We start from the raw sequence: 15,906 nt of genomic DNA, 5'->3' as shown, positions 1-15,906 counted from the left end.
ACTCACCCGTTCGCCACTCGCCGCCAGGTTGCCCCGCGCTGCCGTTCGACTTGCATGTGTAAAGCATGCCGCCAGCGTTCAATCTGAGCCAGGATCAAACTCTTCAGTTCAATCTCTGTTTGTTGACTCTTTCGAGTCATCCGCTATCGCTAGCGGAGTCGCTCACTCAAAATACTGACGAAACCTTCTTTCGAAGATTTACGTTTATTTCTTGTGAACATTTGATAATTTAAGTATGCAGCTGACCTAAGCCAGCCGGCACCTTCATCAAACGCCCACACTTATCGACTGTTGATTGTTAAAGAACTCTTGTTCTGTACTACCTTGCTGCACCGTACGAAGCGTTGTGTTCGTCAGCAGCAGAGAAGTGAGATTATGCAGTGTTTCGCGTTTCTCGTCAACCCCTCGTTCGCTTCGTTTCAGATTTCTCTGTGGAACTTGTCAACTTAACCAACTGATTTCGTTGAGCTTTTTCGTTCCGCGCTTTGCAGCGCTCCCGAAGCGGAGGCGAACTATAGCAAACCGGCGGGGCATCCCGCAAGCCCTCCCGAAAACTTTTTACAGCAGCCAGTCGATCGGGAGGAAGGACAGCAAGCGCACTCCCGCGCGCTGCCAGATGGTGGTGCCCGGTTCCTGGTCGTGCCGCAGCAGCTTGCCCTCGGCACGTTCGATCCAGTACAACTTGCCGTCGGCATCGAGGCGAACCTCGTAGGCCCGCGCCGGCATGTCCTCGTCGAGCGTCCGGTCGAGCTGGTTGGCCAGCTGGGCGCTGTCGATCACCAGGCCCATCTCGGTATTCAGGTCGATCGAGCGCCGGTCCATATTGAAGGAGCCGACATACACGCTGCGCCCGTCGACGCCGAAGGTCTTGGCGTGCAGGCTGGATGCGGAACTGCCGAAGCGCCCCTTCCCCGTGTGCGGCAGTTCCGGGCCCCAGCTGCGGCGCAGTTCGAACAGCGTGACGCCCGCGGCGATCAGGTCGCGCCGCCACTTGGCGTAGCCGGCGTGTACCGCCGCGACATCGGTCGCTTCCAGCGAGTTGGTCAGCACGCGCACCTGTACGCCCTTGCGGGCGATCGCGCCGAGCGCCTGCGCCGCATCCGGGCTGGGGACGAAATAAGGAGACACCAGGTCGAGCTGCCGCTTCGGTTCGCCCAGCAGTTTGCGCAGGCCGACGGCCATGCGCTCGTCCGGATCGGCCTTGCCCAGGACTTTGGCCGGATCGTCGCTGACAAGCCGGGCGACACTCCATTCCAACGGCAAGCGGCCCTGCGTCAGCTGCTCGACGAAGGGCGAGTTGCGTAACGCATCGCGGTAGCGCTGCGCTGCGGCCTGTTCGCGCAGCGCGGCTGCGCGTGCGGCCAATGCGCCGGGAGCCCGGACGTCGGCGGAATCGACCAGTGCCGCGATCGGATAGGCGGACGCGCTGTTCCAGTAGCGGTCGAAGTCCTGCGACACGGCGCGCACCGCCGGTCCCACCGCCAGCACGTCCAGGTCGACGAACAGCATGTCGCCCGCTGCGCCAAAGTATTCGTCGCCGATATTGCGTCCGCCGACGATGGTCGCCTGGTTGTCGGCCGTGAAGGACTTGTTGTGCATGCGTCGGTTCAGCCGGCCGAACTCGGTCAGGTAACCCAGCATGCGCCAGCGCCGCATGGCGAAGGGATTGAACAGGCGCACCTCGACGTTCGGCTCGCGGTCGAGGGCTGCCAGGCCCGGGTCGAGTCCGGCGGTATTGTTGTCGTCGAGGAGCAGGCGGACGCGCACGCCGCGGGCGGCGGCACTGCGCAAGGCATCCAGCATCAGGGTGCCGGTGAGATCGTCGCGCCATATATAGTACTGGACGTCGAGACTGCGCTGCGCGCTGCCGGCGAGCAGCACGCGCGCCACGAAGGCATCGCGCCCGTCGATCAGGGGATGGATGCCGGACAGGCCCGGGTGGGCAGCGGCGAGCGGCGCGATCGCCTGCCCCAGCCGGGTGCCGCCGGTGTTCTCCAGCGCCACCGAAATGGTGCGCTGGCCCGGCGGCGGCAGCGCCGTGCAGCCGTAGGCCGCCACGGCGACGGCGACGAGCATCGCGAGCGCCGCCGCGCCACGACGTAGCGCCGCGCGCATGGCTTACATCCCTTCGAAGTTCGGCTTGCGCTTCTCGAGGAAGGCCGACATGCCCTCTTTTTGCGCAGGGGTGCCGAAGCCGGCGTGGAAGTAGCGGCGCTCGTAGCGCACGCCTTCGGTCAGCGGCATCTGGTAGGCCTGGTTGACGCAATCCTTGATCTGCATGGCCACCGACACCGGCATCTCGGCGATGCCCTGGGCGATCTTGATCGCCTCTTCCATCACGCTCTCCACTGGGTAGACGCGCGACACCAGACCGGTGCGCTCGGCTTCCGCAGCGTCGATCATGCGGGTGGTCAGCAGCATGTCCATCGCCTTGGATTTCGAGATCGCGCGCGGCAGGCGCTGGGTGCCGCCGGCGCCCGGAGTCACACCGACCTTGATTTCCGGCTGGCCGAACTTGGCGCTCTCCGACGCGACCAGGAAGTCGCACATCATGGCCAGTTCGCAGCCGCCGCCCAGGCAGTAGCCCGACACCACGCCGATCACCGGCTTGCGGATGTTCAGGATGTGTTCCCAGTTGCGGCCGATGTAGTTGCCCGGATAGGTGTCCACCGCATAGGTGTAGTTCGCCATGGCCGCGATGTCGGCGCCGGCGGCAAAGACCTTGTCGCTGCCGGTCAGGACGATGACGTTGACCGCCGGATCGGCGTCGAATCTGTGGAGCGCGTCACCCAGTTCGTTCATCATGTTGTCGTTCAGCGCATTCATCGCCTTCGGACGGTTCAAGCGGATCACGACGACCTTGCCGTGGTTTTCGATCAGCAGATCTGCATATTCCATGTGACATTCCTTTTGTGAGCTTGGACGGAGTAGAGCTTGACGGATTGTCCGGATTGTAGCGTCTCGCGCGCCGGCAAACACGGTATGATTATTTGTTCAGCAATATTCTGTGCGAGATCACCATTCCTCCCTTCGTCGCCAACTGGATCCGGCAGCGCATTCCCGCCGAATCGGTGATGCGCAAGGCCGACTTCCGCCGTTTCTGGTTCAGCAGCATCCTGGCCCACTTCGGCGCCCAGATCACCCTGCTGGCCCTGCCGATCTGCGCGGTCCTGATGCTGCATGCCACGCCGGCCCAGATGGGCACCCTGGCCGCCTTCGAATCCCTGCCCTTCCTGCTGTTCGGCTTGCCCTCGGGCGTGCTGCTGGACCGCAGCCGCCGCCTGCCGGTCATGATGTGCAGCGATGCCGTGGTGGCGACCGCGCTGGCCACCGTGCCGCTGGCCTGGTGGCTCGACATGCTCAGCATCCACTGGCTGTACGCGGTGGGCTTCGTGATCGGCGCCGGCCATGTGGTGGGCGGCAGCGCGGAGCAGGTGTTCCTGACCTTCCTGGTCGGGCGCGACGGCCTGGTCGACGCCCAGTCGAAGTTCGCGGCCACGGAATCGGCCGCGCGCGTGGTCGGCCCCGGCATGGCGGGCGGGCTGATCCAGCTGCTGGGCGCCCCGATCGCCATCCTGTGCAACGTGGCCGGCTTCGTCGTCTCGCTGCTCAACCTGCGCCGCATCCGCGCGCGCGAACCGCAGCCGCCGCCCTCGCACGCGCATCCGCTGCGCGACATCCAGGAAGGCCTCGCTTTCGTATGGAACCAGCCGCTGCTGCGCACCCTGGCCTGGGTGTCGGCCTGCTGGCACCTGCTCTTTTATGGCTATACCGCCCTGCACGTACTCTTCGCCACCCGCGTGCTCGGCATGACGCCCGGGACCATGGGGCTGGCCAACATGCTCGGCGGCCTGGGCGTGCTGGCGGCTTCGCTGCTGGTCAAGCCCTTGTCGAGACGCTTCGGCACCGGTGGCGGCATCCTGGTCGGCCTGGTCGTATCGGCGCTCGGCTTCGCCCTGGTACCGGCGATCCCGGCCTCGCTGTTCGGCAGCCCGGCATGGACCGTGGCGGCCTACGCCATCGTGGTGTTCTGGATCGACTGCGGCGCCACGCTGTTCTTCGTGCCCTACATCGCCCTGCGCCAGCGCGTGACGCCGGACGCGGTGCTGGGCCGGATGGTGGCGACCATGCGCGCGCTCACGGTCGCCGCCGCGCCGCTCGGCGCCCTGCTGGCCGGCGGGCTGGGAGAAGGCCTGGGCGTGCGCACGGGCCTGGGCTGCATCGCAGCCGGCGCCCTGGTCCTGGCCGTCGCCGGGGTGTCCGGCACGCGACTGCGCCACGTGAAGGACTGACGAGCGCCCAGCCAGGACGCACCCGGCGGGAGCGCTGCCTGCGCCACGCCCTAGCGCGCGGCCTGCTCCGCGGCTGGTTTGGGCAGCAGGACCCAGATCGTGCCGCGCTGCTTCATCTTGCCGGCCCGGTCCATCGCATCCGGCCCGAAGCCGTAGAAGAAGTCGGCCCGCACCGCGCCCCGGATCGCGCCGCCGGTGTCCTGCGCCATCATCAGGCGCTGCATCGGCACTTCGCTGCCGGCTTCGGTCGTCGACAGGAACAGCGGCGCCCCGAGCGGAATGAAGGACGGGTCGATCGCCACCGAACGGCCGGGCGTGAGCGGCACGCCCAGCGCGCCCTTCGGGCCGAGCGAAGGATCGGGCAGCTTCTCTTCGCGGAAGAAGATATAGCTGGGATTGACGTTGAACAGCTCCTGGCGGCGCCCCGGATTTGCAGCGATCCAGGCGCGGATGCCCTGGGCGGTGGCCTGCTCCGCGGTAAGCTCGCCCTGCTCCACCAGCCAGCGGCCGATCGCCTTGTACGGATGACCGTTCTGGTCGGCGTAGGCCACGCGCACGGTCTCGCCGCTGTCCAGCTGCACCCGGCCCGAGCCCTGCACCTCGAGGAAGAAGGCCTCGACCGGATCGTTCACCCATAGCAGTTCCTTGCCTGCGAAGGGGGCGCGCGCGATCTCCGCGCGGCTGCTGTACGGGACCACGGTCTTGCCCGACAGGCGCCCGCGCAGGCGCATGCCCTTGAGCTGCGGATAGACGCTGCCCAGGTCGACCGTGAGCAGGTCGTCAGGCACCCGGTAGAGCGGCGTCTGGTAGGCGCCGGCGCGCTTGCGGGAGCCGTACAGCATGGCCTCGTAGTAGCCGGTGATCAGGCCGGTGTCGGCGCCGTCGGCGGCGCGCACCAGGTTCGGCACGAACCAGGTCTCGAAGAAGCTGCGCACCGCGGCCGAATCGGGGGCGTCGATTGCGCGCGCCGCGGCGCACACCGTTTTCCACTCGAGCTTGCTGGCCAGGCCCCGGCAGGATTGCAGGAAGGCCGGCCAGGCCGGGCGCAGCTCGTCCTGTTCCCAGCCCGGCAAGGCGCTGAAGCTGGTCGGCGTCATGAGGGGCGCGGGCGGGACGGGCTGGGCCGGCTGGGCAGGCGGCGCCGGCTGGACGGGCGGTACGTAGACCGGGCCGACCGGCGGCGGCATGCGCACCGGCGCGGGCGGCTGCGGCGGGGTGGTCGAACAGGCCGCCAACAAGGCGACGAGGGCAAGCGAAGCGGTTACACTGCGGCGTGTCGATAACATAAGGAGGCGAGTACCGATATGTGGATCTTGATGGTGGAAGCCGGCGTGGCGCTGTTCCTGCTCGTCTTTATCGTCTGGTGGACGATGTTCGCCGGCCGCAAGGACGTGCCGCGCGACGAGCCCGCGCAAAAAGAGCGGGACAGCGGCGAACGATAATCAGTGCAGCGCGCCCGGCTGGGCCAGCACGAACTCGGGGATCGGCACCTCGAAGCGGTGGCCGTCCTCGGCCACGCAGAAGTATTCGCCGCGCATCGAGCCCTGCGCCGTCCCCACCTGGGTGCCGCTGGTGTACTCGAACTGCTGGCCCGGCTGCAGCAGCGGCTGGTGGCCGACCACGCCGAGGCCGCGCACTTCCTGGGTCTGGTTGGCGGCGTCGGTGATCACCCAATGGCGCGAGATCAGCTGGGCGGCAACGCTGCCGGTGTTCTGGATCGTGATGGTGTAGCTGAACACGAACTGGTCCCGTTCCGGGTTGGACTGTTCCGGCAGGTACTGGGTCCTGACCTTGACAGCGAATTCATAGGCGGGCATGGGGATTCCTTGCGTGATCGTCAATATTGGCGGGAGCGCCATGTATGGCGCAAACGACAATCATACCGCGCAGCGCCATTCGCGGTCGCCGCGAGCGCAGCGGGCATGCGCTTCATCAGCGTAAAATAGCGGATTCCTTTTTACCTGCACGATACCTGCACGAGCGCCCATGACCACCTACCGCATCGCCCCCAGCATCCTGTCCGCCGATTTCGCCCGCCTGGGCGAGGAAGTGCGCAACGTCGTCGCCGCCGGCGCCGACATCATCCACTTCGACGTGATGGACAACCACTACGTCCCGAACCTGACCATCGGCCCGCTGGTGTGCCAGGCCATCCGCCCGCACGTGCAGGTGCCGATCGACGTGCACCTGATGGTCAAGCCGGTCGACCGCATCATCCCGGACTTCGCCAAGGCCGGCGCGAACATCATCACCTTCCACCCGGAAGCCTCGGAACACATCGACCGCACCCTGCAGCTGATCCGCGATAACGGCTGCAAGGCCGGACTGGTGTTCAATCCGCACACCCCGCTGCACTACCTCGAGCACGTGATGGACAAGATCGACATGATCCTGATCATGTCGGTGAACCCGGGCTTCGGCGGCCAGTCCTTCATCCCGCAGGCACTCAAGAAGATCGCCATGGCGCGCCGCATGATCGACGAATCGGGCCGCGACATCATGCTCGAGGTCGACGGCGGCATCAAGGCCGACAACATCGCCGAAGCGGCCGCCGCGGGCGCCGACACCTTCGTGGCCGGTTCGGCCATCTTCGGCAAGCCGGACTACAAGGCCGTGATCGACGCGATGCGCGGCGAACTGGCAAAAGTCGGCAACTCAGTGGCCAAATAATGCGGGCCGGCGCAGCAAGCATCCGGGCCGCCATCATCGACCTGGACGGCACCATGCTCGACACGGTGCCCGACTTCGAGGCGGCCCTGAACGGCATGCGCGCCGAGTTCGGGCTCGCGCCTATCACGCAGGACACCATCAAGCGGCTGGTCGGCAAGGGTTCCGAAAAACTGGTGCGCGACGCCCTGCTGCTCGACTGGGATGCGGCGCGCGTGGACGCCATGTTCGACGAGGCCCTGGCCGGCTACCAGCGCCACTACCTCGCCGTCAACGGCGAACGCAGCACGCTGTTCGCCGGCGTGCTCGAAGGCCTTGCCGCAATGAAGGAACAGGGCCTGCGCCTGGCCTGCGTCACCAACAAGCCGATCGCCTTCACCACGCCGCTGCTGGCGCAAAAAGGATTGGCGCCGTGGTTCGAGCTGGTCTACGGCGGCGACTCCTTCCCGAAAAAGAAGCCGGACCCGATGCCGCTGCTGGGCGTTTGCAGCGCCTTCGACCTGGCGCCGATGCAGATCGTCGCCATCGGCGACTCGTCCAACGACGCCGAAGCGGCGCGTGCGGCGGGCTGCTTTGTGCTCACCGTGCCATATGGTTATAACCACGGACGGCCTATACAAGAAATTAATTCTGATGGTATAGTGAGTTCGCTGCTAGAAGCAGCGAAGCAGATATCTGCGCATAACCACACCGCAACGTAAGTTATCTATACATGTTTTTCACCAAAAAACACACTGTCAACCAGACCGGCGCCCTTGAGGCCTGGCTGTGGCGACGCTGGCAATCCTGGGCTAACTGACCCGTCTCGATTGCTGTCGGCTATTCTTGTCCGACAGGTTTTTTGAAGTGAACCACCGCCCTTCCCTCTTCTGGGCGGTCTGGAGAAAAGCATGACCGAACTCGAATTCCGCTCGCTGGCCAACCAGGGCTACAACCGCATCCCCCTGATCGCGGAAGCCTTCGCCGATTTAGAGACTCCGCTGACGCTCTACCTCAAGCTGGCCCAGTCCCAGCAGGCCGGCAAGAACACCTTCCTGCTGGAGTCGGTCGTCGGCGGCGAGCGCTTCGGCCGCTATTCCTTCATCGGCCTGCCCGCTTCGACCCTGATCCGCAACAGCGGCAAGCACACCGAAGTGGTGAAGCACGGCGAAGTGATCGAGACCTTCGAGGGCAATCCGCTCGAATTCATCGAACAGTACCAAGGACGCTTCAAGGTGGCCCTGCGCCCCGGCATGCCGCGCTTCTGCGGCGGCCTGGCCGGCTACTTCGGCTACGACACCGTACGCCACATCGAGCGCAAGCTGGAGAACAGCTGCCCGCGCGACGAACTGGGACTGCCAGATATCCAGCTGCTGCTGACCGAAGAACTGGCGGTGATCGACAACCTGTCGGGCAAGCTCTACCTCATCGTCTACGCCGATCCGGCCCAGCCGGAAGCCTATGCGAAGGCCCGCCAGCGCCTGAAGGACCTGCGCGTGATGCTGCGCCGGAGCGTCGATGCGCCGGTGACTTCCAGCTCGGTGCGTACCGAGGCGGTGCGCGACTTCAGCAAGGAAGATTATCTGAAAGCGGTGGCCAAGGCCCACGAATACGTGATGGCGGGCGACCTGATGCAGGTGCAGATCGGCCAGCGCATCCGCAAGCCCTACGTGGATTCGCCGCTGTCGCTGTATCGCTCGCTGCGCTCGCTGAACCCGTCGCCCTACATGTACTACTACAACTTCGGCGACATGCAGATCGTCGGCGCTTCGCCGGAGATCCTGGTGCGTAACGAATCCCTGCAAGGTGTTGGCGATGAGGGCGGCAAGAAAGTCACGCTGCGCCCGATCGCCGGCACCCGTCCGCGCGGCGCGACGCCGGAACGCGACACCGAACTGGCGGCCGAACTGCTGGCCGACCCGAAGGAGATCGCCGAGCACGTGATGCTGATCGACCTGGCGCGCAACGACATCGGCCGCATCGCGCAGACCGGCAGCGTCAAGGTCACCGACCGCATGGTCATCGAAAAATACTCGCACGTGCAGCACATCGTCTCGAACGTGGAAGGCAAGCTGAAAGACGGCATGTCGAACCTCGACGTGCTGCGCGCCACCTTCCCGGCCGGGACGCTCACCGGCGCGCCCAAGGTGCGCGCCATGGAAGTGATCGATGAGCTGGAGCCCGTGAAGCGCGGCATCTACGGCGGCGCCTGCGGTTATCTGTCCTTCGGCGGCGAGATGGACGTGGCGATCGCGATCCGCACCGGCGTGATCAAGGACGGCAATCTGTACGTGCAGGCCGCGGCCGGCATCGTGGCCGACTCCATCCCCGAGATGGAATGGCAGGAAACGGAAAACAAGGCGCGCGCCGTGCTGCGCGCGGCCGAACAGGTGCAAGACGGCCTGGATGGGGAGTTCTGACATGCTGCTCATGATCGACAACTACGACTCGTTCACCTACAACATCGTCCAGTACCTGGGCGAACTGGGCGAGATTGTCCGCACCGTGCGCAACGACGAAATCACTTTGAAAGATATCGAAGCGATGGCGCCCGACCGCATCTGCATCTCGCCGGGACCGAAGGCGCCCAAGGATGCCGGCATCTCGCTCGACATCCTGCGCGAATTCAAGGGCAAGCTGCCGATCCTCGGCGTATGCCTCGGCCACCAGGCCATCGGAGAAGCCTTCGGCGGCAAGGTGATCCGCGCCAAGCAGGTCATGCACGGCAAGACCTCGCTCATCGCCCACACCGGCGAAGGCGTGTTCAAGGGACTGCCGAGTCCCTTCACCGTGATCCGCTACCACTCGCTGGCGATCGAGCGCGCTTCGCTGCCGGACTGCCTGGAAGTGACGGCCTGGACCGACGACGGCGAAATCATGGGCGTGCGCCACAAGGAGTACGACATCGAAGGCGTGCAGTTCCATCCGGAGTCGATCCTGTCGGAGCACGGGCATGCGCTGTTCAAGAATTTTCTCGAGCGCTGAGATAGCGCCCCTCGCCTAGACCACTGTCCTCGAGACCGTCGTTCCGGCCTTCGCCGGAACGACGGGCCAAGGTGCGGACGGAGCGTTACGCAAACGACTTTACATACTGGACCCGCCATGCCGATCACCCCACAAGAAGCGCTGCTGCGCTGCATCGAACACCGCGAAATCTTCCACGACGAAATGCTGCACCTGTTCCGCCAGATCATGTCGGGCGAGATGTCGACGACCATGGTCGCGGCGCTGACCATGGGCCTGCGCGTGAAGAAGGAAACCATCGGCGAGATCACCGCCGCCGCCCAGGTGATGCGCGAATTCTCGACCAAGGTGCCGATGGCCGACACCACCAACCTGCTCGACATCGTCGGCACGGGCGGCGACGGCGCCAACACCTTCAACATCTCGAGCGCGGCGATGTTCGTGGCCGCCGCCGCCGGCGCGCGCGTGGCCAAGCACGGCGGCCGCAGCGTGTCCTCGTCCTCGGGCAGCGCCGACCTGATCGAGTCGCTCGGCGCCCACATCGACCTCAAGCCCGAACAAATCGCCCAATCGATCGCGCAGACCGGCATCGGTTTCATGTTCGCGCCCAACCACCACGCCGCCATGAAGCACGTGGCGCCGGTGCGCCGAGAGCTGGGCGTGCGCAGCATCTTCAACATCCTCGGCCCGCTGACCAATCCGGCCGGCGCACCGAACATCCTGATGGGCGTGTTCCACCCCGACCTGGTCGGCATCCAGGTGCGCGTGCTGCAGCGCCTCGGCGCCCAGCATGCGATGGTGGTGTGGGGCCGCGACAACATGGACGAAGTCTCGCTCGGCGCCGGCACCCTGGTCGGCGAACTCGTCGACGGCGAGATCCGCGAGTACGAGATCCATCCGGAAGACTATGGCCTGGCGATGATCTCGAGCCGCAACCTGAAGGTGGCCAACACCGCGGAGTCGAAAGAGCGCGTGATGGAAGCGCTGCGCGGCGAGCCCGGTCCGGCCACCGACATCGTGGCGCTCAATGCCGGCACCGCGCTGTATGCGGCCGGCGTGGCGCCGTCGATCGAGGCAGGCCTGGCAACAGCGCGGGCGACGATCGCCTCCGGCGCGGCCCTGGCCAAGCTCGAGCAGTTCGTCGCCGTCACCCGCCAGCTCGGCGGCCAGGCCTGAGCAAGCCTGCCGGCGAACCCATTGAGATTCCTATGTCCGATATCCTGAACAAGATCCTGGCCGTGAAGGCCGACGAAGTGGCCGCCGCCAAGAAGCAGCGCGACCTAGCCAGCCTGCGCCGCGAGGTGGAAAGCGACCTGGAAGCACGGCGCGCCATCCGCGGCTTCGAAAACAGCCTGCGCAAGAACATCGCCGCCGGCCGAGCCGGCATCATCGCGGAAGTGAAGAAGGCCTCGCCGTCGAAGGGCGTGCTGCGGCCGGACTTCCAGCCGGCGGCGATCGCGCAAAGCTACGCCGAACACGGCGCGGCCTGCCTGTCGGTGCTGACCGACGTGCAATTCTTCCAGGGCTCGGTGGACTACCTGCGCCAGGCGCGCGCCGCCTGCACGCTGCCGGTGATCCGCAAGGACTTCATCGTCGACCACTACCAGGTATACGAGGCGCGCGCGATGGGGGCGGACGCCATCCTCCTGATCGTGTCGGCGCTGGACCACGGCCTGATGGCGGAACTGGAAGCCTGCGCGATAGACCTCGGCATGGACGTGCTGGTCGAGGTGCACGACGGCGACGAACTGACGGCGGCGCTGAAGCTCAAGACGCCGCTGCTGGGCATCAACAACCGCAACCTGCGCACCTTCGAGGTGTCGCTGGACACCACCCTTGGGCTGTTGCCGCGGATTCCGGCGGAACGCCTGGTGGTGACCGAGTCGGGCATCATGGGGCCGGCAGACGTGAAGCGGATGCGCGAGGCCGACGTGCACGCCTTCCTGGTCGGCGAAGCCTTCATGCGCGCGCCCGAACCGGGCGTGGAACTGCAGAGGCTGTTCGGCTAGCGCAAACGCCATCGCCTGCCTGCCGAACCTGGGTTCCGGCCTTTGCCGGAACGGGGTGCGCAAGCCGGCAGCGCGTTCACGTGGTCGTGGCAAGCAACTGTACAGCCGTCACCGCTGGCGCACCCCAGCGGAACTCCGGATGATGAGCAGCGTCGAAGCCAAGCGCCCCCGAGGCGCCAACCTGCGACGCTTTTTCATCCACCATGAACATTTCTCTTCGCAGTCAAGCGCTTGACTCCATTGTGCCGGCGGCGCTGCTGGCGATCCTGTGCGGATGCGCTTCTCCCCCGCCAGCGGTTCCCGTCGACGAGCGCAGCACGATTGCCATCGACCGCGCGCCGACGCCCGCTCCGTCCCCGCCGCCTTCCCTCACCCTCGAGGCCTACAAGGCCGATGTGGCGCGCCACATCCTGGCGCGCAATGCCGGGCACAGCTTCAGCGGCCCGCTGCCGCCCATGCTGCCGGCCATCGTGGTGGTCAACATTACGGTAGACAGGGACGGCCGGCTGACCGACGTGCAGGTGCAGCGCGCGCGCGACCCGGACGCCGCGCGGGTGGCGCTGGCCTCGATGCTGCGCAGCGGCCCGCTGCCGCGCCCCCATGGTCTGCTCGCGGCGAACAGCAGCGCGATGACCTTCTCCGAAACCTTCCTGTTCGACCGCGACTACCGTTTCCAGCTACGTACGCTGGCGGGTCCGCAGTAAGGGGACCGGTGGGGCCGCTCAGCGGCCCAGCACGTTCAGCACCGCCAGGCTCATCGCCTGCGCGGCCGTCTTGATCGACGGCTCCGGTACCGGTGCGTAGAACGGCGAATGGTTGAAGGCGATCGGCTTGCCGCCTTCGCGTTCGGCTTCGGCAACCGCTTTCGGGTCGTAGACGCCGGTGAAGAAGAACATCGACGGGATGCCCTCGTTGACGAACAGCGAGAAGTCTTCGCTGGCGGTCATGGCCGGCATGCGCTGGGCGTTGGCGGGGCCGAAGGCGTCCTTGAACACGGCTTCGGTCTTCGCCACCAGCGCTTCGCTGTTGACGATGGCGGCGCCGCCGCTGATCAGCTGGACGTCGGGCGCCGGCGCACCGGCCATGGCGGCGGAGGCGTTGGCGACGCGACGCACGCCCTCGAGCAGCCTGGCGCGCACGGCCGGGCTGTAGGAACGGATGGTGCCGCGCACCTGCACATTGTCCGGAATGATGTTGCCGACCGTGCCGCCCTGGATCGCGCCGATCGTCACCACGCCGAATTCCTTCGGATCCTTCTCGCGGCTGACCACGGTCTGCACGTCGACCACGAAGCGCGCGGCGATCGTGATCGGGTCGAGCGACTTGTCAGGCGCCGAGCCGTGGCCGCCGCGGCCCTTGAACACGATCTCGATCGCATCCGAATTCGACGACACCGGGCCATCGTTGAAGCCCACCGTGCCGTAAGCCAGCGGCCAGGAATGCAGGGCAAAAGCGTAGTCGGGCTTGGGGAAGCGCTTGAACAGGCCGTCGTCGAGCATGGCCCTGGCGCCCGACACGATCTCTTCTGCCGGCTGGGCGATGAACACCAGCGTGCCTTTCCACTTCGCCTTCATGTCGGCCAGGGTGCGCGCGGCGCCGAGCCAGCCGGCCATGTGCACGTCGTGGCCGCAGCTGTGGGCGACAAAACTTTCGCTGCCGTTGCTCACTGCCTTGGCGCGGCTGGCGTAAGGCAGGCCGGTCTTTTCTTCCATCGGCAGGCCGTCCATCTCGGTGCGCACCAGCACCGTGGGACCGGCGCCGTTCTTCAGCACCGCCACGATGCCGGTCTTGCCGACCTTCTCCGTCACCTCGAAACCGAGTTTTCGCATTTCGGCGGCCAGCTTGCCGGCGGTGCGCACTTCCTGGAAGGCGATCTCGGGGTTGGCGTGCAGGTCCTTGTACACCGTGTCGAGCCAGGGATAGATGGCGTTGACGCGGGTGCTGATGTCGGTTTTCAGCGGTGCGGGGAGCTGGGCGGATGCGGATGCGGTACAGAGAGAGAGGACGGCGGCGGTCAGGGCGTTTTTCAAATGAGCCTCAATGCGGATTCTGGTTGAACGCGCGGACGGCAACGCCGTCCACCCTACGAACGGCCTTAGACGGCGCTGGGGCGCTTGAGCGCAGTCGACTTCTTGCCGGCGACGGCCTGCGACACTGTGATGGTCGGCACCTTGTCGCCTTGCAACGTCACGTCGAAGGCCATCAGCTCGTCGCGGCGGAAGGCATGCACCGTCACCTTGTCGCCCACGCGGTAGCGCCCCAGCAGGGTATCCACGTTGGACGGGTTGCCGTTCACGCGCAGGCCATCGATCGCGATCAGCACGTCGAGCGCCGACAGGCCGGCCCGGTGCGCGGCGCCGCCTTCGTGGACCTGGTTCAGCTTGCCGCCCAGCGGGTCGCGACCGATGCTGGCGTCGAGCGAAGGCTTGCCGCCCTTGCGCTCGTCGGCCAGCTTGACGCCGAAGGGTGCGTACAGCTTGGCCAGCGGCAGGTCTTCGGTGCCGCGCACCCAGCGCTCGAACTGGGTGCGCAGGCGGGTGCCGGCCACCTCGTCGAAGATCGCCTCGACCTCGCTTTCCGTCACGCCGCGGCCGGCGCCGTTGTAGAAGTCGCGCCCGAAGCGCTCCCACAGCGCCAGCATCACGTCGTCGAGCGATTTGGCGCCGTTGGTCTTGGCGCGGATGGTCAGGTCGAAGGCCAGGCCGATCAGCGAACCCTTGGTGTAGTAGCTGATGATCGCGTTCGGCGAGTTCTCGTCCTGGCGGTAATACTTGCTCCAGGCGTCGAAGCTGGAATCGGCCACGCTCTGCTTCAGGCGGCCGCTGCCGCGCAGCACGCCGCCGACGGTCTTGGACAGCAGCTTAAGATAGGTCGCTTCGCCGATGATCCCGGCGCGTACCAGCAACAGGTCGTCGTAGTAGCTGGTGAAGCCCTCGAACAGCCAGAGCAGCGGCGTGTAGTTCTCCACCTGCAGGTCGTAGGGGGCGAACACGGCCGGCTTGATGCGCTTGACGTTCCAGGTGTGGAAGTACTCGTGGCTGCACAAGCCCAGGAAGCGCAGGTAGCCCTCGCCCGGTTCGGCGCTCTTGGGCGTGGCCAGGCTCGGCAGGTCGGCGCGGGCGCAGATCAGGGCCGTCGAAGCGCGGTGTTCGAGGCCGCCATAGCCGTCGCCGACCGCCATGGTCATGAACACGTAGCGGTCCATCGGCGCGCGTTTCGCTTGCGGGTCGAAGAACGCGATCTGGGTTTCGCAGATGGCTTTCAGGTCAGCCTGCAGGCGCGCCATGTCGAGGTTCGGCACGCGGCCGGTGATGACGATGTCGTGCGGGATGCCGTGCGCCTTGAAAGTGGCCAGCTCGAACTCGCCCATCTCCACCGGATGGTCGATCAGTTCGTCGTAGTCGGCCGCGACATAGGTGCCGAAGCCGTAGCGCTTGGCGCCCAGTTCCTTCATCGCGGTGGCGACGCGCCAGTTCCTGGCGGCCGGGTCGCCGGGGCGCTGGATGTCCACCTGGTGCGCGAGCGCCTCCTGGCCGGCCACGCGCAGGAACACGCTGGTGCCGTTGAAGAAGCCGTGGGTCTGGTCGAGGTGGGCGGCGCGCACCGACAGATCCCAGGCGTACACCTCGTAGTGCAGGGTCAGCGGACCGTCGACGCGCGCGGCGCGCCAGCTGTGCTTGTCCAGTTTGACCAGCGCCACGTCCTGTCCTGCGCTCTCGGCGCGGATGCGCACGATGTTGCGGGCGAACTCGCGGATCATGTAGCTGCCCGGGATCCATGCCGGCAGCGCGAATACCTGTCCTTCCGGATCCGGGGCCGCGACCGTGACCGTGACGTTGAACAGGTGCCCGGCCAGGTCCTTGGGAACGATGGTGTAGAGGATGGCTGGCTGCCCTGGCTTCTTTTTGGAGGAAGGTTTTTTCATATTGATTGGATGGTCATGCGGCCGGAATATGAGCCCTAGTGTAATCGGATTCCATCACGACTGGAAAGAA

General features: G+C 66.0%; 16 protein-coding genes and 1 rRNA gene. 9 read left to right on the top strand and 8 right to left on the bottom strand.

Translation table 11 applies throughout. From position 1 onward, the window contains the following. From AB3347_RS22590 to AB3347_RS22580, 3 genes are all read right to left on the bottom strand, one after another. Window positions 1–110 (bottom strand): 16S ribosomal RNA (locus tag AB3347_RS22590); the annotation flags it as partial. 448 nt (window positions 111–558) lie between these two features. Continuing rightward, window positions 559–2,076: a phospholipase D family protein gene (locus AB3347_RS22585; protein ID WP_369093961.1), complete on the bottom strand. Its 1,518-nt coding sequence runs from the start codon at window positions 2,074–2,076 to the stop codon at window positions 559–561. Window positions 2,077–2,118: 42 nt separating this feature from the next. Next, a complete protein-coding gene (locus tag AB3347_RS22580) occupies window positions 2,119–2,898 on the bottom strand; it encodes an enoyl-CoA hydratase-related protein (RefSeq protein ID WP_369093960.1) in 780 nt (259 codons plus the stop codon). A gap of 92 nt (window positions 2,899–2,990) precedes the next feature. Between AB3347_RS22580 and AB3347_RS22575 the strand changes: the two genes are divergently transcribed. Beyond that, window positions 2,991–4,292 (top strand): MFS transporter, encoded by a 1,302-nt coding sequence (locus tag AB3347_RS22575; RefSeq protein WP_369093959.1) that lies wholly within the window; start codon window positions 2,991–2,993, stop codon window positions 4,290–4,292. A gap of 50 nt (window positions 4,293–4,342) precedes the next feature. Here AB3347_RS22575 and AB3347_RS22570 read toward each other — a convergent pair whose 3' ends face one another. Continuing rightward, the gene (locus AB3347_RS22570) at window positions 4,343–5,578 is read right to left on the bottom strand and encodes a murein transglycosylase A (RefSeq protein WP_369093958.1); all 1,236 of its coding nucleotides are present in this window, start codon (window positions 5,576–5,578) and stop codon (window positions 4,343–4,345) included. Between the two features lie 18 nt (window positions 5,579–5,596). On the opposite strand from AB3347_RS22570, the gene AB3347_RS22565 reads away from it, so the two are divergent. Next, on the top strand, window positions 5,597–5,734 hold the full coding sequence (locus AB3347_RS22565; protein ID WP_369093957.1) for a hypothetical protein: 138 nt from the start codon (window positions 5,597–5,599) through the stop codon (window positions 5,732–5,734). On the opposite strand, the gene apaG is transcribed toward AB3347_RS22565, so the two are convergent. Further along, window positions 5,735–6,109 carry a Co2+/Mg2+ efflux protein ApaG gene (gene apaG, locus AB3347_RS22560; protein WP_369093956.1) on the bottom strand — a complete coding sequence of 125 codons (375 nt, stop codon included), beginning with the start codon at window positions 6,107–6,109 and terminating at the stop codon, window positions 5,735–5,737. A 169-nt stretch (window positions 6,110–6,278) separates the two neighbouring features. Here apaG and rpe point away from each other — a divergent pair, with 169 nt between their 5' ends. From rpe to trpC, 6 genes are all read left to right on the top strand, one after another. After that, window positions 6,279–6,962, top strand: a complete 684-nt coding sequence (gene rpe, locus AB3347_RS22555; protein ID WP_369093955.1) for a ribulose-phosphate 3-epimerase — start codon at window positions 6,279–6,281, stop codon at window positions 6,960–6,962. Further along, entirely contained in the window at window positions 6,962–7,660 is a 699-nt protein-coding gene (locus AB3347_RS22550; RefSeq protein ID WP_369093954.1) for a phosphoglycolate phosphatase, read from the top strand. The genes rpe and AB3347_RS22550 overlap by 1 nt, the downstream gene beginning before the upstream one ends. A 189-nt stretch (window positions 7,661–7,849) precedes the next feature. Next, on the top strand, window positions 7,850–9,358 hold the full coding sequence (gene trpE / locus AB3347_RS22545) for an anthranilate synthase component I (RefSeq protein ID WP_369093953.1): 1,509 nt from the start codon (window positions 7,850–7,852) through the stop codon (window positions 9,356–9,358). Between the two features lies 1 nt (window position 9,359). Continuing rightward, window positions 9,360–9,923 (top strand): aminodeoxychorismate/anthranilate synthase component II, encoded by a 564-nt coding sequence (locus tag AB3347_RS22540; protein WP_369093952.1) that lies wholly within the window; start codon window positions 9,360–9,362, stop codon window positions 9,921–9,923. A 117-nt stretch (window positions 9,924–10,040) separates the two neighbouring features. Next, window positions 10,041–11,078: an anthranilate phosphoribosyltransferase gene (gene trpD, locus AB3347_RS22535; RefSeq protein ID WP_369093951.1), complete on the top strand. Its 1,038-nt coding sequence runs from the start codon at window positions 10,041–10,043 to the stop codon at window positions 11,076–11,078. Window positions 11,079–11,110: 32 nt separating this feature from the next. Continuing rightward, window positions 11,111–11,911, top strand: a complete 801-nt coding sequence (trpC, locus tag AB3347_RS22530) for an indole-3-glycerol phosphate synthase TrpC (RefSeq protein WP_369093950.1) — start codon at window positions 11,111–11,113, stop codon at window positions 11,909–11,911. Between the two features lie 76 nt (window positions 11,912–11,987). Here the strand turns inward: trpC and AB3347_RS22525 are convergent, their stop codons facing one another. Next, window positions 11,988–12,122 (bottom strand): hypothetical protein, encoded by a 135-nt coding sequence (locus AB3347_RS22525; protein ID WP_369093949.1) that lies wholly within the window; start codon window positions 12,120–12,122, stop codon window positions 11,988–11,990. Here AB3347_RS22525 and AB3347_RS22520 point away from each other — a divergent pair. Continuing rightward, complete coding sequence (locus tag AB3347_RS22520; protein ID WP_369093948.1) at window positions 12,115–12,615, top strand: energy transducer TonB; 501 nt, start codon at window positions 12,115–12,117, stop codon at window positions 12,613–12,615. The genes AB3347_RS22525 and AB3347_RS22520 overlap by 8 nt on opposite strands. 18 nt (window positions 12,616–12,633) lie before the next feature. Here AB3347_RS22520 and AB3347_RS22515 read toward each other — a convergent pair whose 3' ends face one another. Continuing rightward, entirely contained in the window at window positions 12,634–13,869 is a 1,236-nt protein-coding gene (locus AB3347_RS22515; RefSeq protein ID WP_369093965.1) for an amidohydrolase, read from the bottom strand. Window positions 13,870–14,006: 137 nt separating this feature from the next. Next, window positions 14,007–15,836 carry a M61 family metallopeptidase gene (locus AB3347_RS22510; protein WP_369093947.1) on the bottom strand — a complete coding sequence of 610 codons (1,830 nt, stop codon included), beginning with the start codon at window positions 15,834–15,836 and terminating at the stop codon, window positions 14,007–14,009. Window positions 15,837–15,906 lie beyond the last annotated feature (70 nt).

It is taken from the genome of Massilia sp. X63 (assembly GCF_041023745.1).
Classification (GTDB): domain Bacteria; phylum Pseudomonadota; class Gammaproteobacteria; order Burkholderiales; family Burkholderiaceae_D; genus Telluria.
Note: the sequence above shows the minus strand (reverse complement) of the source record. Positions and strands in the feature narration are given on the sequence as shown.